This window comes from Streptomyces sp. NPDC043738 (assembly GCF_056436545.1).
The window spans coordinates 1-19,929 of record NZ_JBWKCJ010000010.1 but is presented as its reverse complement, the minus strand read 5'-3'; the positions used below and the strand labels follow the sequence as shown (position 1 = coordinate 19,929).

Annotated in this window: 16 protein-coding genes; 11 read left to right on the top strand and 5 right to left on the bottom strand. The window is 72.3% G+C overall.

The window, feature by feature from the left end:
• Nucleotides 1–250 precede the first annotated feature (250 nt).
• Together AC0680_RS15645 and AC0680_RS15640 are read left to right on the top strand one after the other, a co-directional pair.
• Nucleotides 251–736, top strand: coding sequence for an RrF2 family transcriptional regulator (locus AC0680_RS15645; protein ID WP_478628614.1), 486 nt, complete (start codon nt 251–253; stop codon nt 734–736).
• On the top strand, nt 736–1,536 hold the full coding sequence (locus AC0680_RS15640) for an arylamine N-acetyltransferase family protein (protein ID WP_478628611.1): 801 nt from the start codon (nt 736–738) through the stop codon (nt 1,534–1,536). Before AC0680_RS15645 ends, AC0680_RS15640 begins: the two co-directional genes overlap by 1 nt.
• 72 nt (nt 1,537–1,608) lie before the next feature.
• Here AC0680_RS15640 and AC0680_RS15635 read toward each other — a convergent pair whose 3' ends face one another.
• Nucleotides 1,609–1,866 carry a hypothetical protein gene (locus AC0680_RS15635; protein WP_478628608.1) on the bottom strand — a complete coding sequence of 86 codons (258 nt, stop codon included), beginning with the start codon at nt 1,864–1,866 and terminating at the stop codon, nt 1,609–1,611.
• A gap of 108 nt (nt 1,867–1,974) precedes the next feature.
• Here AC0680_RS15635 and holA point away from each other — a divergent pair, with 108 nt between their 5' ends.
• Nucleotides 1,975–2,958 (top strand): DNA polymerase III subunit delta, encoded by a 984-nt coding sequence (gene holA, locus AC0680_RS15630; RefSeq protein WP_478628606.1) that lies wholly within the window; start codon nt 1,975–1,977, stop codon nt 2,956–2,958.
• Nucleotides 2,959–3,213: 255 nt separating this feature from the next.
• Here holA and AC0680_RS15625 read toward each other — a convergent pair whose 3' ends face one another.
• Together AC0680_RS15625 and rpsT are read right to left on the bottom strand one after the other, a co-directional pair.
• Nucleotides 3,214–4,107 (bottom strand): hypothetical protein, encoded by an 894-nt coding sequence (locus AC0680_RS15625; protein ID WP_478628603.1) that lies wholly within the window; start codon nt 4,105–4,107, stop codon nt 3,214–3,216.
• A gap of 651 nt (nt 4,108–4,758) precedes the next feature.
• On the bottom strand, nt 4,759–5,025 hold the full coding sequence (rpsT, locus tag AC0680_RS15620) for a 30S ribosomal protein S20 (protein ID WP_478628600.1): 267 nt from the start codon (nt 5,023–5,025) through the stop codon (nt 4,759–4,761).
• 382 nt (nt 5,026–5,407) lie between these two features.
• On the opposite strand from rpsT, the gene lepA reads away from it, so the two are divergent.
• From lepA to hemW, 4 genes are all read left to right on the top strand, one after another.
• On the top strand, nt 5,408–7,270 hold the full coding sequence (gene lepA, locus AC0680_RS15615; protein ID WP_478628597.1) for a translation elongation factor 4: 1,863 nt from the start codon (nt 5,408–5,410) through the stop codon (nt 7,268–7,270).
• Between the two features lie 621 nt (nt 7,271–7,891).
• The gene (locus AC0680_RS15610; RefSeq protein WP_478628594.1) at nt 7,892–9,781 is read left to right on the top strand and encodes an AMP-dependent synthetase/ligase; all 1,890 of its coding nucleotides are present in this window, start codon (nt 7,892–7,894) and stop codon (nt 9,779–9,781) included.
• A gap of 264 nt (nt 9,782–10,045) precedes the next feature.
• On the top strand, nt 10,046–12,145 hold the full coding sequence (locus AC0680_RS15605) for a SpoIIE family protein phosphatase (protein ID WP_478628591.1): 2,100 nt from the start codon (nt 10,046–10,048) through the stop codon (nt 12,143–12,145).
• A 382-nt stretch (nt 12,146–12,527) separates the two neighbouring features.
• On the top strand, nt 12,528–13,760 hold the full coding sequence (gene hemW / locus AC0680_RS15600; protein ID WP_478628588.1) for a radical SAM family heme chaperone HemW: 1,233 nt from the start codon (nt 12,528–12,530) through the stop codon (nt 13,758–13,760).
• A 73-nt stretch (nt 13,761–13,833) separates the two neighbouring features.
• Here the strand turns inward: hemW and AC0680_RS15595 are convergent, their stop codons facing one another.
• Nucleotides 13,834–14,667 (bottom strand): DUF3097 domain-containing protein, encoded by an 834-nt coding sequence (locus tag AC0680_RS15595; RefSeq protein ID WP_478628585.1) that lies wholly within the window; start codon nt 14,665–14,667, stop codon nt 13,834–13,836.
• Between the two features lie 121 nt (nt 14,668–14,788).
• Entirely contained in the window at nt 14,789–15,523 is a 735-nt protein-coding gene (locus tag AC0680_RS15590) for an MBL fold metallo-hydrolase (RefSeq protein ID WP_478628582.1), read from the bottom strand.
• Nucleotides 15,524–15,717: 194 nt separating this feature from the next.
• Between AC0680_RS15590 and hrcA the strand changes: the two genes are divergently transcribed.
• From hrcA to AC0680_RS15570, 4 genes are all read left to right on the top strand, one after another.
• A complete protein-coding gene (gene hrcA, locus AC0680_RS15585) occupies nt 15,718–16,734 on the top strand; it encodes a heat-inducible transcriptional repressor HrcA (protein ID WP_384426864.1) in 1,017 nt (338 codons plus the stop codon).
• Nucleotides 16,735–17,868, top strand: coding sequence for a molecular chaperone DnaJ (dnaJ, locus tag AC0680_RS15580; RefSeq protein WP_478628579.1), 1,134 nt, complete (start codon nt 16,735–16,737; stop codon nt 17,866–17,868).
• A gap of 87 nt (nt 17,869–17,955) precedes the next feature.
• A complete protein-coding gene (locus AC0680_RS15575) occupies nt 17,956–19,044 on the top strand; it encodes a nitronate monooxygenase (protein WP_478628576.1) in 1,089 nt (362 codons plus the stop codon).
• Nucleotides 19,041–19,784, top strand: a complete 744-nt coding sequence (locus AC0680_RS15570) for a 16S rRNA (uracil(1498)-N(3))-methyltransferase (protein WP_478628573.1) — start codon at nt 19,041–19,043, stop codon at nt 19,782–19,784. Before AC0680_RS15575 ends, AC0680_RS15570 begins: the two co-directional genes overlap by 4 nt.
• The last annotated feature ends 145 nt before the right edge of the window (nt 19,785–19,929 follow it).

Here is a 19,929-nt window from a genome sequence, read left to right as displayed (position 1 = left end):
TCGCACAGATGATCGGACGGCGGGATGTCAAAACTTTAAGGACCTCCACCGCGCCCCGAGACCTCTTCGGCGGCCCGTCACCAGAGGTTCATCCGTCGGCCTTTCGTCTTCGTGAAGGAGCCCTGTCTGGCAGAGCCCCCTCCCGGACCGCACCCTGTTCGTCGTCCCGGCTCGCCAGGCGATTCCGTAGGGCTCGCGCGCCGAATTAATCAGGGGGCTCGGCGGAAACGGGATATGTAGACTCCAGGTTATGAGGATGAGTGAAGGCGTCGAGTGGGGCCTGCACTGCTGTGTGACGCTGACCTGGCTGGAGGGGGAAGGGCCGGTCTCCACGGCTCGGTTGGCTGCCTCGTTCGCGTTGCCGGCGGCTTACTTGAACAAGCGGCTGCAGGCCCTGGTGCGGGCCGGGATCCTGACGTCCACGCCCGGGGCCCGGGGCGGCTTCCAGTTGGCGCGGGCGCCGGAGCGGATCACGCTGATGGATGTGGTCGCGGCGATCGAGGGCACCGAAGACGCTTTCCGCTGTCAGGAGATCCGCCGGCAGGGGGCCGGGGTCGAGCACGCCGGCCGGGAGTTCGGCCGGCCGTGCGGAATCTCCACGGCGATGCGCAAGGCCGAGCTGGCCTGGCGGCGTGAGCTGGCGGCGCAGACCATCGCCGAAATCGCTGCGGGGACCCCCGCTTCCGCGGTGGAGCAGACCCGCCGCTGGTTCGCTACGGAGAGGACGCACACCTGATGGACACCACTGCCGTCGACGCCTACCTGGACCGCATCGGGATCGCACGGCCCGCGGCTCCCGACGCCGACGCGCTGCGCGCACTGCACCTCGGGCATCTGCGCACCGTCCCCTTCGAGAACCTCTCCGTCCACCTCGGCGAGGAGATCGTGCTCGCGGAGCAGCCGCTGCTGGACAAGATCGTCGGCGCCCGGCGCGGCGGCTTCTGCTACGAACTCAACGGCGCCTTCGCGATGCTGCTGCGGGCCCTCGGCTACGAGGTCGAGCTGCTTGCGGCCCGGGTGTTCGGTCCCGACGGGCCGGGGATTCCGTACGACCATCTCGCGCTGCGCGTCCAGACGCCCGGCGGGCCATGGCTCGCGGACGTCGGCTTCGGCCGGAACAGCCACTTCCCGCTGCGCTGGGACAGCCGTGCCGAGCAGAGCGATCCCGCCGGGGTGTTCCGGATCGAGGAGACGGCGGAGGGGGATCTCGACGTGCTGCGGGACGGCAGGCCCCAGTACCGGCTTGAGCGGCGCCCGCGCGCGTACGCGGAGTTCGAGGTCGGCTGCTGGTGGCATCAGACCTCGCCGAAGTCGCACTTCACGCAGTCCCTGGTGTGCTCACGGCTGACCGAGACCGGTCGGGTGACGCTCTCCGGCCGTACGCTCGTGATCACCGGCGCGGACGGTGCGCGGGAGGAGCGCCAGGTGGAAGAGGGCGAGGTCCTCGCCACCTATCGGGAGCACTTCGGGATCGTTCTGGAGCGGGAGCCCGTGGTGGCCAAGGTGCGGGTGCCCGGGGCGGGCGACCAGCCGTAGGCAAGGGCAAGGGCAGGGGCAAGTGCGTGGGTCCGTGCCCCATCGAGGGCGTGGGCCCCGTGCCCGCCGGTGCTACTCGGTCTCCAGCCAGCCCTCGTACTCCGCCGCGAGGCCGTCCAGCTGCGCCGGGTCGTGGGTGGCGTCCGGGTCTTCGACCACCACCAGCCACTGGGCGTCCTCGGCGTCGTCCTCACCGGCCAGCGCGTCCCGTACGAGCTGCGGTTCTTCGGTGACGCCGAAGCGGTCGGCCAGCGCCTCGGCCACCTCCTCGGCGGCGTCGCGGTCGGGCAGGACGATGACATGGCGTGCGGGGCGGGCGTTGTCGTTCACCCGGCCATTGTCCGGCAGGAGGCCGGTGGCTCCGGCGGGCGGGTGCGGCGGTGGGCCGGGCGGCCGCCCGGGCGGCGTTGTCAGTGGGGCGTGGGATGCTGGACCGCGATGGCCAGGAAGACAGCTCACGATGACCCCCTCGCTCCCGTCACGATCGCGGTGGGCCAGGAAGACCTGCTGCTGGACCGCGCGGTACAGCAGGTGGTGGCGGCCGCGCGGGCGGCCGACGCGGACACCGACGTGCGCGACCTCACCCCAGATCAGCTGCAGCCCGGCACCCTCGCCGAGCTGACCAGCCCCTCGCTCTTCGCGGAGCGCAAGGTCGTGGTGGTCCGGGCCGCCCAGGACCTGTCCGCGGACACCATCAAGGACGTCAAGGCGTATCTGGGCTCGCCCGCCGAGGAGATCACGCTCGTCCTGCTCCACGCCGGCGGCGCCAAGGGCAAGGGCCTGCTGGACGCCGCTCGCAAGGCAGGCGCGCGCGAGGTGGCCTGTCCCAAGATGACCAAGCCGGCCGACCGGCTGGCCTTCGTGCGGGGCGAGTTCCGCGCGTCCGGGCGATCGGCGACGCCGGAGGCATGCCAGTCGCTGGTCGATGCGATCGGCAGCGATCTGCGTGAGCTGGCGTCGGCCTGTGCGCAACTGGCGGCCGATGTTGAGGGCACCATCGACGAGGCCGTCGTCGGGCGTTACTACACGGGCCGGGCCGAGGCCTCGAGCTTCACCGTCGCGGACCGTGCCGTCGAGGGGCGGGCGGCGGAGGCGCTGGAGGCGCTGCGCTGGTCGCTGGCGACCGGCGTCGCCCCCGTCATGATCACCAGCGCGCTCGCCCAGGGCGTCCGGGCCATCGGCAAACTGGCCTCCGCCCCGCGCGGCGCGCGCCCCGGTGACCTCGCCCGTGACCTGGGCATGCCGCCGTGGAAGATCGACCGGGTGCGGCAGCAGATGCGCGGCTGGTCGGCGGACGGCGTGGCCACGGCGCTGCGGGCGGTGGCGGCGGCCGACGCGGGAGTGAAGGGCGGCGGAGACGATCCGGCGTACGCCCTGGAGAAGGCCATCGTCGCGGTTGCCCGCGCGGCGCGGTCGCGGTGATGCGCGGGAGTCCGTGACGTACGGCGGTGGCGAGACGCGTCGACGTACGGCGGTGGCGAGACGCGCCAACGCACGAGGGTGCGAGACGCGTCGACGTACGGGGTGCGAGACGGGCTGACGTACGAGACGCGCTGACGGCGGGGTGCGCTGACGTACGGGGGTGCGGTGTCGCGCGGGGGGGCGCGGCGTACGCGGTCGGTGTCCATTGCCGCCGCGTGTCCGCTGCCGTGTCCGTTGCCGTGTCCGTTGTCGGGCCTACCGCGACCCTGAGTTCCGCAGTTGCTTGAGGGTCTCCGTCGCGCTGGTCTTCAGCATGGTCGCGACCTCGGAGGAGGTGGGCGGCTTGCTGGAGCTGCTGCTCGATGCGTAGCTCGACCACGTCGACTGGTAGGTCATCCAGCCGTCCCGGACGCCGAGGATCACATAGGAGCTGGTGCTGCTGCCGCCCTCGTCGTTCCGGGTCACCAGATACGCCTCGTCGCCGAGGCCCGCAACGGACTCGACCTTGTAGCCGACCGAGGTGTCCTGCTTCTCGTACGAGCGGTAGTTGTCGGCGAACTCCGGGGCCGGGTCGGTCTTCTTGTGCAGGGTGGCCGTGGCGTACAGCCAGGTCGAGGAGTAGTCGGAGCTGCCGGCGTTCTTCCGCTGCAGCGAAACGTTGCACCACATGGTGTCCAGCGACTTCTGCTGCGCGCCGCTGTGCTGCGGGTTGGCGTCCTTCGAGGTCGAGCCGGTGTTCTTCCTGGTCTCGAAGTCGGCGTTCTCGAACGGGGTCATCGAGGTGGCCGCGCACAGATCGCTGGTGTAGCCGTAGCCCGCGAGGTCGGGGCTGGGCTCGGAGGAGAAGCCGCCGGTGGCGAACAGCAGTGACCCCCATATCGCGGACGCGGCGACCGCACCGCCGATCGCCCACAGCCAACCGGAGACGCCGCGGCCGGAGCCGCCGGAACCACCGGGTGTCCCTGTGGGGGCGGCGGGCACGCCGGGTGCCGGATAGCCGTAGCCGACGCCGGGGGGTTGCGTCGGCGGGGCCTGCTGGGTGTAGGGGTTCTGCTGGGGCGGCACCGGGTTCTGCGCCGCTGGCACCTGGCCGTAGGGGTTGGGCTGCGGCTGGGCGTAGGGATTGTTCGGATCCCCCGAGATGGACATGGCCGCAGCGTAGCGGACCCCACTGACAGCTGAACCGAATATACGACCGCATCTACGTCCATCGCCGGGGCGGCCGGAACGGGGGCCGTGGCCCGAGAAAGGGCAGATGCGAGCGAGGAAGGAACAGACGTGAGTGTGGGCGAGGATGTCGCAGGCAAGGAGGGGCGGCAGGCAAGGGAGCAGGCAGGAAACCGGAGCTGCCGAGGCAGGGCCAGGGGTGCGGGCGCAGCGGGCGAAAGGCGCAGGCTCAAGCGCGGCGAATGGCGCAGGCTCAAGCGCGGCGAATGGCGCAGGCTCAAGCGCGGCAAATGGTGCAGCCTCAATCGCGTGAAGGGCGCAGGCGCAACGAAAGGCCCCCGCCCCACCCCTGGGGAAAACGAAAGGCCCCGCCCACCCCGGGGAAGGGGAGTGGCGGGGCCTTCGCGTCAAGCGACTGCGGCTTCGTCGGCGGTGGTGGCCGCCGGGTGAGCCGGGTGTGCGCCGCACCCGCGTGGCGAACGCAGGCCGTGTGCGGCGCGGTGGTGCACCGACCAGGGAGCGGAGAGAGGGGCCGCTGGGTCCCTGTCGGCAGGGGTTCTGCAGGCAGCTGATGCTGCGGTTGGAGGAAGATCAGGGCCTTCGACGGGCCGGAGATCCTCTTCCGGGGGAAGGTCAGCCCTTGAGGCCCGCGACCTTCTTCGCCAGCGCCGACTTCTTGTTGGCGGCGGCGTTCTTGTGGATGACACCCTTGCTGACGGCCTTGTCGAGCTTCTTGGCAGCCAGGGCCTGGGCGGCGGTGGCCTTCTGCAGGTCGCCGGCCTCGATGGCCTCGCGGGTGCGACGGATCGCGGTCTTCAGAGTGGACTTGACAGCCTTGTTGCGCTGACGAGCCTTCTCGTTGGTCTTGATCCGCTTCATCTGGGACTTGATGTTCGCCACGAAAGAGCCTTTTCAGGTTCGTTGGAGTTTCGAGTTGCGCCACGCACGAGAGAGGGCACGAAGCGCAGTGGACCAGGCTACCAGCAGGGTCTACGGCGTCCCAAACCGGGCCCGCGGCCGCCGGAGACCCCCGCAGGGAGCGGCCGAGGCCCCCGCCGGAGCGGCCGGGGCCACCCTCCGTATCAGCCTCGTATCAGCCTCTGCACGAGCCCCCGCCAGGCCTCAGTGGAGCCCTCCGGGCGGGACCCCGCAAGGCCCCCGCGACCCATCCGGTACGACCGGCACCCCGCCCAAACCCGACCGACCCCGCCGCTCATGGGACCATGGGGGAGACGTCACATACCCGAGTCCCGCCTACCCGCGTTCACTGAATGGACCCTGCGTGCCCGCGACCCCTACGAACGTGCCGGAGCCGAGCCGTACCGACCCGGCTCTCATCCGTAACTTCTGCATCATCGCGCACATCGACCACGGCAAGTCGACCCTCGCCGACCGGATGCTCCAGATCACCGGCGTCGTCGACCAGCGGCAGATGCGCGCGCAGTACCTCGACCGCATGGACATCGAGCGCGAGCGCGGCATCACGATCAAGTCCCAGGCGGTCCGACTGCCCTGGGCCCGCAGCGACGAGGAAGGTGGCCCGACCCACATCCTCAACATGATCGACACCCCTGGTCACGTCGACTTCACCTACGAGGTCTCCCGCTCGCTGGCCGCGTGCGAGGCCTGCATCCTCCTGGTGGACGCCGCCCAGGGCATCGAGGCCCAGACCCTCGCCAACCTCTACCTGGCGATGGAGAACGACCTCACGATCATCCCGGTCCTCAACAAGATCGACCTGCCGGCCGCCCAGCCCGAGAAGTTCGCCCTGGAGCTGGCGAACCTCGTGGGCTGCGACCCGTCCGACGTGCTGCGGGTCTCCGCCAAGACCGGCGTGGGCGTGCCCGAGCTGCTGGACAAGGTCGTCCGCGAGGTCCCGGCCCCGGTCGGCACCAAGGACGCCCCGGCCCGCGCGATGATCTTCGACTCGGTCTACGACTCCTACCGCGGCGTCGTGACGTACGTGAAGGTCGTCGACGGCACGCTCAACAAGCGCGAGCGCATCAAGATGATGTCGACCGGCGCGGCCCACGAGCTGCTGGAGATCGGCACGAACTCCCCGGAGATGACGGCCGCCGACGGCCTCTCCGTCGGCGAGGTCGGCTATCTGATCACCGGCGTGAAGGACGTCCGCCAGTCCAAGGTCGGCGACACCATCACCCAGCTCACCAAGGGCGCCACGGAGCCGCTGGGCGGCTACAAGGACCCCAAGCCCATGGTCTTCTCGGGCCTGTACCCGCTGGACGGCTCGGACTACCCGGAGCTGCGCGAGGCCCTGGACAAGCTCCAGCTCAACGACGCCGCACTGGTCTACGAGCCGGAGACCTCGGCCGCTCTGGGCTTCGGTTTCCGCGTCGGCTTCCTGGGCCTGCTGCACCTGGAGGTCGTCCGCGAGCGCCTGGAGCGCGAGTTCGGCCTCGACCTGATCGCCACCGCCCCCAACGTGATCTACCGCGTGATCATGGAGGACGGCGCCGAGCACGAGGTCACCAACCCCAGCGAGTTCCCGGTCGGCAAGATCGACGAGGTGCACGAGCCGGTCGTGCGGGCCACCATCCTGGCGCCCAGCGAGTTCATCGGCGCGATCATGGAGCTGTGCCAGACCCGCCGCGGCACCCTGCTCGGCATGGACTACCTCTCCGAGGACCGTGTCGAGATCCGCTACACCCTCCCGCTGGCGGAGGTCGTCTTCGACTTCTTCGACCAGCTCAAGTCCAAGACCCGGGGCTACGCCTCGCTGGACTACGAGCCCACCGGTGAGCAGATCTCCGACCTGGTCAAGGTCGACATCCTGCTGCACGGCGACAAGGTCGACGCGTTCTCCGCGATCACGCACAAGGACAAGGCGTACGCGTACGGCGTGCGGCTGGTGGCCAAGCTGCGCGAGCTGATCCCGCGGCAGGGCTTCGAGGTGCCGATCCAGGCCGCCATCGGCTCCCGGGTCATCGCCCGTGAGACCGTCCGCGCCATCCGCAAGGACGTCCTCGCCAAGTGCTACGGCGGTGACATCTCCCGTAAGCGGAAGCTGCTGGAGAAGCAGAAGGAAGGCAAGAAGCGGATGAAGATGGTCGGCAGCGTGGAGGTCCCGCAGGAGGCCTTCATCGCGGTGCTGTCCTCGGACTCCGACGGTGAGAAGAAGAAGTAGCAGCGGCAGTAAGTAGCAGCCGCGAGAAGTAGCAGCCGCAGGAAGAAGTAGAAGCAGGCGGCAAGAGCGAGGACAGGGCGTCGGCCCCCTGAGGGGGTCGGCGCCCTGTCCTCGTCTTCCGGGGGCTCTGTCCGGCCTCCGTCCGTCCGCCTGGGGGCGCGTGGGGCGCGTGGGGCCCGTGGGTCCCCTAGGTCCCCCAGGGGGCCCAGTCCCTCCTAGGTCCCCAGGGGGTCCAGTCCCCCTGGGGCTTCAGGTCGCAGGGGGACTGGATGCGGACTCCCCGGGGCGCGCACGACGTACGTATCGCTGAACGCGGACCGGGCTTCTGAACACGTACCGGGGCGTGCGGGCGCGCACCGGACGCCAGCACGCGCATCGGGATGAATGCGGAGCGCGCCGTTCCGTCGCGGCGTGACCACTGTGGCCCGCTGTGGTCTCGTGGGCGGTGACCGGCCCGGCTCGCATATCGGGCGATGAGCGTGCTACGTACACCTATCGCACTGGTCACATCGTGAACGAGTCGGTCTCAGGCCCTTACGCGGCGGCCCGACGCGCTCTACTCTGATCACGCTCAAGGTTACTCGCGAGTCACCAGCAACGAAGCGGGCCCCGGAGGACGCCGTGACGGACACCTACACGCTGATCGAAAACCGGCCGCCTTCGGTGGCGAACCTCTTCCTGGAACGGGTCGCGGCCACGCCCGATATCGAGGCCTATCGCTATCCGGTCCCGCCCGCCTCGGGTCAGGGTCCGGACGACTGGAAGGCCATCAGCTGGGCCGAGGCCGCCGACCGGGTCTACGCCGTGGCCGCCGGGCTGATCGCACTGGGCGTACGGCCCGAGGAGCGGGTGGCGCTGGCCGCCAACACCCGCGTCGAATGGATCCTCGCCGACCTCGGTGTGCTCTGCTCCGGCGCCGCGACCACCACGGTCTATCCGAGCACCAACGCCGAGGAGACCGGATACATCCTCGCCGACTCCGGCAGCCGAGTGCTGATCGCGGAGGACGCCGGACAGCTCGCCAAGGCGCGTGAGCGGCGCGCGGAGCTGCCCGACCTGGCGCACGTCGTCGTCATCGACGACACGGGCGCCGAGCCCGCGGCCGACGACCCCGAGGGCTGGGTGCTCAGCCTCGCCGAGCTGGAGAAGCGCGGCGCCGCCTATCTGGAGAAGCACCCGGAGTGCGTCAAGGAGCGGGTCGCCGCGCTGCGCGCCGACCAGCTGGCGACGCTGATCTACACCTCCGGCACCACCGGCCGCCCCAAGGGCGTACGGCTGCCGCACGACTGCTGGTCGTACATGGCCCGCGCGATCCAGGCGACCGGGCTGGTCACCGAGGAGGACGTGCAGTACCTCTGGCTGCCGCTGGCGCACGTCTTCGGCAAGGTGCTGACCGCCGGGCAGATCGCGCTCGGGCATGTGATCGCCGTGGACGGGCGGGTCGACAAGATCATCGAGAATCTTCCGGTGGTGCGGCCGACGTACATGGCGGCCGTACCGCGGATCTTCGAGAAGGTCTACAACGGTGTCGCGGCCAAGGCCCGGGAGGGCGGCGGCGCCAAGTACAAGATCTTCCAGTGGGCCGCCGGGGTGGCCCGCGAGTACGCCAAGGCCTCGCAGGAAAACTTCCAGCGCACCGGCAACGCCTCGGTGCCGTTCGCGCTCGGCGTCAAGCACAAGGTCGCCGACACCCTCGTCTTCGCCAAGCTGCGCGAGGCCTTCGGCGGGCGGCTGCGCGCCGCGGTCTCCGGTTCCGCCGCGCTCTCCCCGGAGATCGGCTACTTCTTCTCCGGCGCCGGCATCCACATCCTGGAGGGCTACGGCCTGACGGAGTCCAGCGCCGCCAGCTTCGTCAACCCCGGCGAGGCCTACCGCACCGGCACGGTCGGCAAGCCGCTGCCCGGCACCGAGGTCCGGATCGCCGAGGACGGCGAGATCCTGCTGCGCGGCCCCGGCATCATGCAGGGCTACCACGGCCTGCCGGACAAGACCGCCGAGGTCCTGGAGGAGGACGGCTGGTTCCACACCGGCGACATCGGCGAGCTGTCGGCCGACGGCTATCTGCGGATCACCGACCGCAAGAAGGACCTCATCAAGACCTCGGGCGGCAAGTACATCGCACCGGCCGAGGTGGAGGGCCAGTTCAAGGCGGTCTGCCCGTTCGTCTCCAACGTGCTGGTGCACGGCGCCAACCGGAACTTCTGCACCGCGCTGATCGCCCTCGACGAGCCGACGATCATGGGCTGGGCCAAGGAGCACGGCCTGGCCGGCAAGTCGTACGCCGAGGTCGTCGCCACCGACCAGGTCCGCGAGCTGGTCGACGGCTACGTCGAGCGGGTCAACGAAGGGCTCCAGCGCTGGCAGCAGATCCGCAAGTTCCGGCTGCTGCCGCGCGACCTGGACATCGAGCACGGCGAGGTCACCCCCAGCCTCAAGGTCAAGCGGCCGGTCGTGGAGCGGACGTTCAAGGACCTGCTGGAGGAGATGTACGCGGGGGCACGGGAGGCGTAGGGGGCTCTGGGGCGGTACGGGGCGGGCCGCGCGGGGCCGTCCCCGTACCGCCCCTCGCCGCTCCACGCCGTCCGCCCCATACCGTCTCGCATGCCGAGGTTCCCCGGGCCGCACTTGGCGCGTCGGCCAACTCCCCCGGCGCGTCAGCCGAATTGACCGCCGTGACCACCGACTTCCGTGACTCAGTGCTTATGGCCGCGCTCGTTCTGTCACTCTGTCGGTGGCGCATCCGGCGCTGTAGCGGAGCTGCTCGGGAGTTGCTCAATGCGGACGACCACTTCGTCTCCACGGGACGACGACGTCACGGCGACGCGCACGACGACGACGGAAGGGGCCGGCGGCCCGTCCGCGGCCGGACCCGCCGCCCGCTCCCTGCGGGCCAGTCTGCCGGGGGATCCGCAGGCCGCTGCCGCCGCCCGACAGTTCGTCCGGGCGGCCTTCGCCGACTGGGCCGCCGAGCGGCTGCCCGGCACGGAGGGGCTCACCGACCGGCTCGCGGACGAAGCGGTGCTGCTGGTCAGCGAACTGGTGACGAACGCGGTGGTGCACGCGGGCACCACCGTCGAGCTGCGCTGCCGGCTGGAGGCGGCGGGCGAGCGGGACGACGAGGCCGACCCGGCCCCCCTCCCCGGCGTCGTCATCGAGGTCTCCGACCACCATCCGGCACAGCCGATCCGCGCCCGTGCGCGGCGCACCGCGTCCGGCAGCCCCGTGTCCGACGGCTCGCTGTCCGGCGGCTGCCCGGTCGACGGTGCCACCGCCGACAGTGACGGCTCCGAAAGCGGCGGCCATGGACTGCAGCTGATCAGCGCGGTCGCCGAATCCTGGGGCATCACCTACCGCCGGGCGATGAAGACCGTGTGGTTCCGCCTGCCGGTGGACGCGCCGGACGCCGGCGCACGGCCCGAGCCGGAGATCGCCTACGCCGATCAGGTGCTGCAGTGTGAACTGCGGGCCGCCGAACTCCTCGCCCCCGCGCCGCGCCGGGCCGCCCGCCGGGAGCTGGACGCCGACCGGGTCGAGACCGGCGCCCTGTCGTTCCTCGCCGAGGCCTCCGACCTGCTCTCCGGCCAGCTCGACGCCGATCAGGTCGCCGCGCTCGCCGCCCAGCTGATCGTGCCGCGGCTCGCCGACTGGTGCGCCGTCTGGCTCTACGACGGCGACGGCGGCGCGCCCGGCCGGGGCATCGCGGCGAGCGTCGAGGAGCAGCGGCTCGCCCGCGTCTGGCACACCAGCGAGAGCCGGGTCGACTCGCTGCGTACGGCACTGGAGAAACAGCCGCCGGAAGTACCCGGCACCGCCCCGCCGGGCCGCGCGCCCGCCGCGGTCCCCTGGCCCTGGCCGGACGACCCGGGGGGCGCGGAGCCGGGCGGCGCGGCGCTGGCCTGCCCCCTGGTCGCCGGCGGCCGCCGCCTCGGCACGCTGCTGCTCGGCCGGGGCGGACTGCTGCGCATCCCCGACGAGGTCGTCGTCCTGATCGAGGACCTGGCCCGGCGGGTCGCGCGTGCGGTGGCCACCGCACGCGCGTACAGCCGCCAGGAGCGCATCAGCCAGGTGCTGCAGCGCAGGCTGCTGCCCCGGGGGCGGGCGCAGGTGCCCGGGGTGGAGTCGGCGGTGGTCTACGAACCGCGTGAGGGCGCCTGGGCGGGCGGCGACTTCTGGGACCTCTTCGACGCCGGGGACGGCCGCTGGTGCTTCGCGCTCGGCGATGTCTGCGGCAGCGGGCCCGAGGCGGCCGCGGTGACCGGGCTCGCCCGGCCGGTGCTGCGGCTGCTGGCCCGCGACGGGTTCGGCGTGGCGGAGGTGCTCGACCGGCTCAACAAGACCATGGCCAGGGAGGCGGCGGACTCGGTGGCGGCGGTGGCGGCGGCGGTGGCGGCGGCCGGCGCCGGGGCGGAGGCGCCGGTGGAGATCCGCGAGGAGGGCGAACAGGCCCGCTTCCTGTCGCTCCTCTACGGCGAGATCGTCCCGTACCCCGGCGGCTCGGGAGGCGCCCGCTGCACCCTCGCCAGCGCCGGCCACCCGCTGCCGCTGGTGCTGGGCGCGGACGGCGCGGTCCGGGTCGTCGCGGCACCGCAGATGCTGCTCGGGGTGGTCGAGGACGCCGCATACGTCAGCGAATCGTTCGACCTCTGCCCCGGCGAGACGCTGCTGTGCGTCACCGACGGGGTCACCGAGCGACGCTCCGGGCGCCGGCTCTTCGACGACGAGGACGGTCTGGCCACGGCCCTCGCCGCCGGCGCCGGCCTCGGCGCCACCGCCCTGGCCGACCACATCCGCAACACGGTCCACGCCTTCGACCCGACCCCGCCCGACGACGACCTGGCCCTCCTGGTCCTGCAGGCCGCGGGCGGTCGCCCGTAGGGCGCCTGCCGGGACGGGCAGGGTTCCGTGGGGCGAGTGGGGGCGGCGCGGGGGCCTGGGGGGCGGCCGTCCCGTAGGGCCGGTGGGAACAGATCCCGTAGGGGGTGCGTGGGCCCCCTGCGGGGCCACAACGGGGCGGGTGGGGAGGGTATTCCCGCGGGCGTCGGGCCTGGGACCGGCGGGGCGGGGCGTGCGGGGAGCAGCCGTACGGCGGACGAGCCCGCGCCGGCGGGGAGCAGAGCGATGTCCCCCGCTGGCGGGCACCAGAGCGATGTCCCAGGCCGGCCGGCCCCCGGGGCCCCGCACGGGCACCGTAAGGGCTTCCGCCCGGCGATCCGTCGGGCGGACCGTGCTCCGCGCCGCATGACGGACAATGGTTCCCATGCCTTCCGCACTGCCTGATGGTGAGCCGATGCCCGAGCACGGGGCGCTGCCCCGTCATGCCCTGGCGGGGGCGGCCGGGCGGCCCCTCGGCTTCTATCTGCATGTGCCGTACTGCGCGACCCGCTGCGGCTACTGCGACTTCAACACCTACACCGCGAGCGAGCTGCGCGGCTCCGGCGGCGCCCTGGCCTCCCGCGACAACTACGCCGACACCGTCGTGGCGGAGATCCGCCTGGCCCGCAAGGTGCTGGGCGACGATCCGCGCCCGGTCGAGACGGTCTTCGTGGGCGGCGGCACTCCCACCCTCCTGCCCGCCGCCGACCTCGCCCGCATGCTGGCGGCCATCCGCGACGAATTCGGCCTCGCGCCGGACGCCGAGATCACCACCGAGGCCAACCCCGAGTCCGTCGACGCCCGCTATCTGGCCGAGCTGCGCGCGGGCGGCTTCAACCGCGTCTCCTTCGGCATGCAGAGCGCCCGGCAGCACGTCCTGAAGATCCTCGACCGCACGCACACCCCCGGCCGCCCCGAGGCCTGCGTCGCCGAGGCCCGCGCGGCCGGCTTCGAGCACGTCAACCTCGACCTGATCTACGGCACCCCCGGTGAGTCCGACGACGACTGGCGGGCATCCCTGGACGCCGCCCTGGGTGCCGGCCCCGACCACATCTCCGCCTACGCCCTGATCGTCGAGGAGGGCACCCAGCTGGCCCGCCGGATCCGCCGCGGCGAGGTCCCGATGACCGACGACGACGTCCACGCCGACCGCTACCTGATGGCCGAGGAGAAGCTCTCCGCCGCCGGTTTCACCTGGTACGAGGTCTCCAACTGGGCCACCACCGAGGCCGCCCGCTGCCGCCACAACGAGCTGTACTGGACCGGCGCCGACTGGTGGGGTGCCGGCCCCGGCGCCCACAGCCACGTCGGCGGCGTCCGCTGGTGGAACGTCAAGCATCCGGGCGCCTACGCCCAGGCCCTGGCCGAGGGCCGCTCCCCGGGCGCGGGCCGCGAGGTGCTGGCCGACGAGGACCGCCGCGTCGAACGCATCCTGCTGGAGCTGCGGCTGTCGGACGGCTGCCCGCTCGGCATCCTCGCCCCGGCGGGAGCGCGTGCGGCGGCGCGGGCGCTGGCCGACGGGCTGCTGGAGCCGGCGCCCTACGAGGCGGGGCGGGCCGTGCTGACCCTCCGGGGACGGCTGCTGGCCGACGCGGTGGTGCGGGACCTGGTGGACTGATCACCCGGCTGGGTGATCCCGCGGCGAGCCGCGCTCCCGTTCCAGCGGACCCGCCGTCCGCCTCCCCCTCGCGTCAGCCTTCCCCGCCGACCGTGACGAAGTCGATCAACTCCTCGACCCGTCCGAGGAGTTGCGGCTCCAGGTCCTTGTAGGTCCGTACGCGGGACAGGATGCGCTGCCACGCCGCCCCCGTGTTCTCCGGCCAGCCCAGCGCCCGGCACACGCCGGTCTTCCAGTCCTGGCCGCGCGGGACGGCGGGCCACGCCGCGATCCCCACCGACGACGGCTTCACCGCCTCCCAGACGTCGATGTACGGGTGGCCCACGACGAGCACGTGCTCGCCCGTCACCTCGGCCGCGATCCGGGACTCCTTCGAACCGGGCACGAGGTGGTCCACCAGCACCCCCAGCCGGGCGTCCGGGCCGGGGGAGAAGCCGCGGACGATCGCCGGGAGGTCGTCGACGCCCTCCAGGTACTCCACGACGACGCCCTCGATGCGCAGGTCGTCGCCCCAGACCCGCTCGACCAGTTCGGCGTCGTGCCGGCCCTCCACGTAAATGCGCCCGGCGCGTGCGACCCGGGCGCGGGCGCCGGGGACGGCGAGTGACCCGGAAGCCGTACGGGCGGGACCGCCCGGCGCCGGCCGGTGCTGCGGGCGCACGAGGGTGACGACCTTGCCCTCCAGGAGGAAGCCGCGCGGGGCCATGGGGAAGACACGGTGCTTGCCGAAGCGGTCCTCCAGGGTGACCGTGGGCCCCTCGGCGGTCTTCTCGCAGCGGATCACGGCGCCGCAGAAGCCCGTGGTGACCTCCTCGACGACCAGGTCGGGGTCGGCCGGCACCTCGGGCGCGGGGCGCTGCTTCTTCCAGGGCGGGGTCAGGTCGGGGCGGTAGCGCTTGCTCTGCATGGGCCTGTTCTATACGAGAGCCCGGCGGCGGGACCCGATGGCTGCGGGCCCTGACCGCGGCGGGATGCGATCACGGAGGGATGCGGTGACGACGGGCCCCGGTCGGGGCGGGGGCCGGTGCTCAGGCGGGCGGTACGCCGAAGAGGGCGGCCAGGGCGTCGCGCTGGGCGCGGACGAAGGCGGCGTCCACCACGGCGCCGTGGCCGGGGACGTAGACCGCGTCCTCGCCGCCGAGGGCCAGCAGGCGGTCCAGGGCCGCGGGCCACTGCTGGGGCAGTGCGTCCGGGCCGGCCTGCGGTTCGCCGGACTCCTCGACCAGGTCGCCGCAGAAGACGATCTCGGCGGCGCCGTGCCGGCCGGGCACCAGGACCGCCAGGTCGTGGGCGGTGTGGCCGGGACCGACGTTGGCGAGCAGCACCTGCCGGTCGCCGAGATCGACGGTCAGCTGGCCGTGCACATGGTGGTGCGGGGCGACCAGCAGATCGGCGGCCTCCGCGGCGGCGTCCCGCGCGACGCCGTGGCGCATCGCGTCGTGCCGCAGCTCGTCCTTGCCGCGCCGGAGCAGCTCGCCCAGGCCGGCCGCGCCGAACACCTCGACGCCGGCGAAGGCGGCGGTGCCCAGCACATGATCGAAATGCGGATGGGTGAGCGCGACATGCGTCACTTCCCGGCCCAGTACGCCACGGATCGCCCGGCGCAGATCCGCGCCGTCACGGATGCTCGCACCGGTGTCCACGATCATGACGCCGGCCGACCCGGTGATCACGCCGATCGTCTCGTCCCAGCCCGGCATCCGGCGCCTGGCGACACCGTCACCGAGCTGTTCCCACCCGGCCTCTTCCCAAGCAGTGCCCATACCGAGACGCTAGCTCCATCGCGATAGCGTTGCCCGGCGGATCGGCCGAACACGGTCATCGGGCGGACGCCGCGCAAGGTCGCCCTTGCCGTGGCCGTGCTACCCGGCCGTACACTGGCTCCGGGTCTGGCACTCGGCTTGCGTGAGTGCCAGGAGTAACGAAACGGCGGACGGCCGGACTGGAGGTGCGCGGGATGCTCAGTGAACGCAGGCTCGAAGTGCTGCGCGCCATCGTCCAGGACTATGTCGGGACGGAGGAGCCGGTCGGCTCCAAGGCGCTCACCGAGCGGCATCAGCTGGGGGTCTCCCCGGCCACCGTCCGCAACGACATGGCAGCCCTGGAGGACGAGGGTTTCATCGCCCAGCCGCACACGAGCGCGGGGCGGATCCCGACCGACAAGGGCTACCGTCTCTTCGTCGACAAGCTGGCCGGCGTCAAGCCGCTGTCCAGCCCGGAGCGGCGGGCGATCCAGAACTTCCTGGACGGTGCCGTCGACCTCGACGACGTGGTGGGGCGCACGGTACGGCTGCTGGCGCAGCTGACCCGGCAGGTGGCGGTCGTGCAGTACCCGTCGCTGACGCGGTCCACGGTCCGGCACGTCGAGCTGCTGGCACTGGCACCGGCCCGGTTGATGCTCGTACTGATCACGGACACCGGGCGGGTCGAGCAGCGGCTCATCGACTGCCAGACGCCGTTCGCCGAGACCTCACTGGCGGACCTGCGGGCACGGCTCAACAGCCGGGTCGTGGGACGCCGTTTCACGGATGTGCCCCAGTTGGTGCAGGATCTCCCGGAGTCCTTCGAACAGGACGACCGCGGCACGGTCTCGACAGTGCTGTCGGTGTTGCTGGAGACTTTGGTGGAGGAGACCGAAGAGCGGCTGATGATCGGCGGCACCGCCAATCTCACGCGCTTCGGGCACGACTTCCCCCTGACCATCCGTCCGGTGCTGGAGGCCCTTGAGGAGCATGTGGTGCTGCTCAAGCTCCTCGGCGAGGCCAAGGACTCGGGCATGACCGTACGTATCGGGCATGAGAATGCCCACGAAGGCCTGACGTCCACATCGGTCGTCACGGTCGGCTACGGTTCGGGCGACGAGGCAGTCGCCAAACTCGGCGTGGTCGGACCGACCCGCATGGACTACCCCGGAACGATGGGAGCGGTACGCGCAGTGGCACGTTACGTCGGACAGATCCTGGCGGAGTCGTAAGTGGCCACGGATTACTACGCGGTCCTGGGCGTACGGCGCGATGCCTCGCAGGACGAGATCAAGAAGGCGTTCCGCCGGCTGGCGCGCGAGCTGCACCCGGACGTGAACCCGGATCCCAAGACCCAGGAGCGGTTCAAGGAGATCAACGCCGCTTACGAGGTCCTGTCGGATCCGCAGAAGAAGCAGGTCTACGACCTCGGCGGGGACCCGCTGTCGCAGTCCGGCGGTGGCGGCGCGGGCGGCTTCGGCGCGGGCTTCGGCAACTTCTCCGACATCATGGACGCCTTCTTCGGCACGGCCTCGCAGCGCGGACCGCGCTCGCGCACCCGCCGCGGCCAGGACGCCATGATCCGGCTCGACATCGAGCTGAACGAGGCGGCCTTCGGCACGACCAAGGAAATCCAGGTCGACACCGCCGTGGTCTGCACGACGTGCACCGGTGAGGGCGCGGCGCCGGGGACCTCGGCGCAGACCTGTGACATGTGCCGCGGCCGCGGTGAGGTCTCGCAGGTCACCCGGTCCTTCCTCGGTCAGGTCATGACGTCGCGGCCGTGCCCGCAGTGCCAGGGCTTCGGCACGGTCGTGCCGACGCCGTGCCCCGAGTGCGCGGGCGACGGGCGGATCCGCTCCCGCCGCACGCTGACGGTCAAGATCCCGGCCGGTGTCGACAACGGCACCCGGATCCAGCTCGCGGGCGAGGGCGAGGTCGGCCCCGGCGGCGGCCCCGCCGGTGACCTCTACGTCGAGATCCACGAGCTTGCGCACCCGGTCTTCCAGCGGCGCGGCGACGACCTGCACTGCACGGTCACCATCCCGATGACGGCGGCGGCGCTGGGCACGAAGTGCCCGCTGGAGACGCTGGACGGGGTGGAGGAGATCGATGTGCGGCCGGGCACCCAGTCCGGGCAGTCGATTCCGCTGCACCAGCGCGGGGTGACGCATCTGCGGGGCAACGGCCGCGGCGATCTCATCGTCCATGTCGAGGTGCAGACCCCGACCAAGCTCGACCCCGAGCAGGAGGAGCTGCTGCGGCGGCTCGCCAAGCTGCGCGGCGAGGAGCGGCCCACGGGCCAGTTCCAGCCCGGGCAGCAGGGGTTGTTCTCGCGGCTGAAGGACGCGTTCAACGGGCGGTAGGCCACGGCCGAACCGGCGCGCCCAGGCGCGTACCTGCGCCGAGCCCCTGATGCGGGGGCTCGGCGTTTCCCGTGACACGATGTGCTCATGTCCACCGCACTGACCGATCTCTGCCGCTATCCGATCGTGCAGGCGCCGATGGCAGGAGGCGGCTCCGGACCCGAGCTGGCCGCCGCCGTCTGCGGCGCCGGCGGTCTCGGCTTCCTCGCCGCCGGCTACAAGACCGCCGACGGCATGTACCAGGAGATCAAACAGCTGCGGTCGCTGACCGACCGGCCCTTCGGCGTCAATCTCTTCATGCCGCAGCCGACCCTGGCCGACACCGCCGCCGTCGACGTCTACCGCGAGCAGCTCGCGGGCGAGGCCGCCTGGTACGAGACCGAGCTCGGCGAGACCGACGGGCCCAGCGACGACGGCTACGAGGCCAAGCTCGCGATACTGCGTGAGGACCCGGTGCCGCTGGTGTCCTTCACCTTCGGCTGCCCCTCGCGCGCCGTCCTCGACTCCTTCGCCAAGGTCGGTACGTACACCGTCGTGACGGCCACCACGGCGGCCGAGGCGCAGGCCGCGCAGTGGTCGGGCGCGGACGCGGTGTGTGTGCAGGGCGTGGAGGCCGGCGGCCACCAGGGCACCCACCGGGACGATCCGCACGCGGACGGGACCGGTGCGGGGCTGGGGCTGCTGGCGCTGCTCGGCCAGGTCCGCGAGGCCGTGCAGATCCCGGTGATCGCCGCGGGCGGGCTGATGCGCGGGGCACAGATCGCCGCCGTACTGGCCGCCGGGGCGACGATGGCGCAGCTGGGGACGGCGTTCCTCGCCACCCCGGAGTCCGGCGCCAACCCGCTGCACAAGCAGGCACTGAACAACCCCCTGTTCACGCATACCGAGTTGACCCGGGCGTTCTCCGGGCGCCCGGCCCGCGGGCTGGTGAACCGCTTCCTGCGCGAACACGGCCCGTACGCCCCGGCCGCCTACCCCGCCGTCCACTACCTCACCTCCACCGTGCGCAAGGCCGCGGCCAAGGCGGGCGACGCGCAGGCCATGAACCTGTGGGCGGGGCAGGGGCACCGGCTGGCCAGGGAGCTGCCCGCCGCGCAGCTCGTCGAGGTCCTGGCGGCCGAAATCGACGCGGCACGGGCGGCGTTGTCCCTCCCCGGCGCCGGCGGCGCGTCATGACCGCGCCCGTCTTCCTCGTCGACTCGCTCGCGCAGGCACGCGCCGGCGGCACGCTGACCCTGGACGGCCCCGAGGGCCGGCACGCGGTGTCGGTGCGGCGGCTGCGGGCCGGCGAGGAGGTCGTGCTGACGGACGGTCACGGGACCGGGGCCTACGGCACGGTCGCCTCCGTCGAGGGCAAGGACACGCTCGTCGTCGCCGTCACGGAGCTGCGCACCGACGACCCGCCGGAGCCGGTCATCACCGTCGTCCAGGCGCTCCCCAAGGGCGACCGCGGCGAGCTGGCCGTCGAGACGATGACCGAGACCGGTGTGGACGCCATCGTGCCCTGGCCGGCGGCGCGTTGCGTCACCCAGTGGAAGGGCGAGCGGGCCGCCAAGTCGCTGGGCAAATGGCGCGCCACGGCCCGTGAGGCGGGCAAGCAGTCCCGTCGGCTGACCTTCCCCGAGGTCGCCGACCCGCTGACGACGAAGCAGGTCGCCGCCCTGCTGGCCGACGCCGACTTCGCGGCCGTCCTCCACGAGGAGGGCAGCACTCCGCTGGCCACCGCCGAACTCCCCGCCACCGGCCGTATCGTGCTCGTCGTCGGCCCCGAGGGGGGCGTCTCCCCGGAGGAGCTCGCCGTCTTCGCCGAGGCCGGCGCCAGGCCGTACCGCCTGGGTACGACCGTCCTGCGCACCTCCACCGCGGGCACGGCGGCGACGGCCCTGCTGCTGGGGCGCACGGGCCGCTGGAGCTAGCTCCCCGAGGCCGCCGCCGAAGAGAATCGTCGCACGGCCCACTGACAACGCGGCGGGGGGGGGGGGGGGGGGGGGGGGGGGGGGGGGGGGGGGGGGGGGGGGGGGGGGGGGGGGGGGGGGGGGGGGGGGGGGGGGGGGGGGGGGG

What these genes read in the sequence shown, in the direction of transcription:
- AC0680_RS15595 (WP_478628585.1), bottom strand. Translation starts at nt 14,667, where the DNA reads ATGCAGAGCAAGCGCTACCGCCCCGACCTGACCCCGCCCTGGAAGAAG.
- AC0680_RS15575 (WP_478628576.1), top strand. Translation starts at nt 17,956, where the DNA reads ATGTCCACCGCACTGACCGATCTCTGCCGCTATCCGATCGTGCAGGCG.
- holA (WP_478628606.1), top strand. Translation starts at nt 1,975, where the DNA reads ATGGCCAGGAAGACAGCTCACGATGACCCCCTCGCTCCCGTCACGATC.
- AC0680_RS15570 (WP_478628573.1), top strand. Translation starts at nt 19,041, where the DNA reads ATGACCGCGCCCGTCTTCCTCGTCGACTCGCTCGCGCAGGCACGCGCC.
- AC0680_RS15640 (WP_478628611.1), top strand. Translation starts at nt 736, where the DNA reads ATGGACACCACTGCCGTCGACGCCTACCTGGACCGCATCGGGATCGCA.
- AC0680_RS15625 (WP_478628603.1), bottom strand. Translation starts at nt 4,107, where the DNA reads ATGTCCATCTCGGGGGATCCGAACAATCCCTACGCCCAGCCGCAGCCC.
- hemW (WP_478628588.1), top strand. Translation starts at nt 12,528, where the DNA reads ATGCCTTCCGCACTGCCTGATGGTGAGCCGATGCCCGAGCACGGGGCG.
- hrcA (WP_384426864.1), top strand. Translation starts at nt 15,718, where the DNA reads ATGCTCAGTGAACGCAGGCTCGAAGTGCTGCGCGCCATCGTCCAGGAC.
- AC0680_RS15605 (WP_478628591.1), top strand. Translation starts at nt 10,046, where the DNA reads ATGCGGACGACCACTTCGTCTCCACGGGACGACGACGTCACGGCGACG.
- AC0680_RS15645 (WP_478628614.1), top strand. Translation starts at nt 251, where the DNA reads ATGAGGATGAGTGAAGGCGTCGAGTGGGGCCTGCACTGCTGTGTGACG.
- AC0680_RS15590 (WP_478628582.1), bottom strand. Translation starts at nt 15,523, where the DNA reads ATGGGCACTGCTTGGGAAGAGGCCGGGTGGGAACAGCTCGGTGACGGT.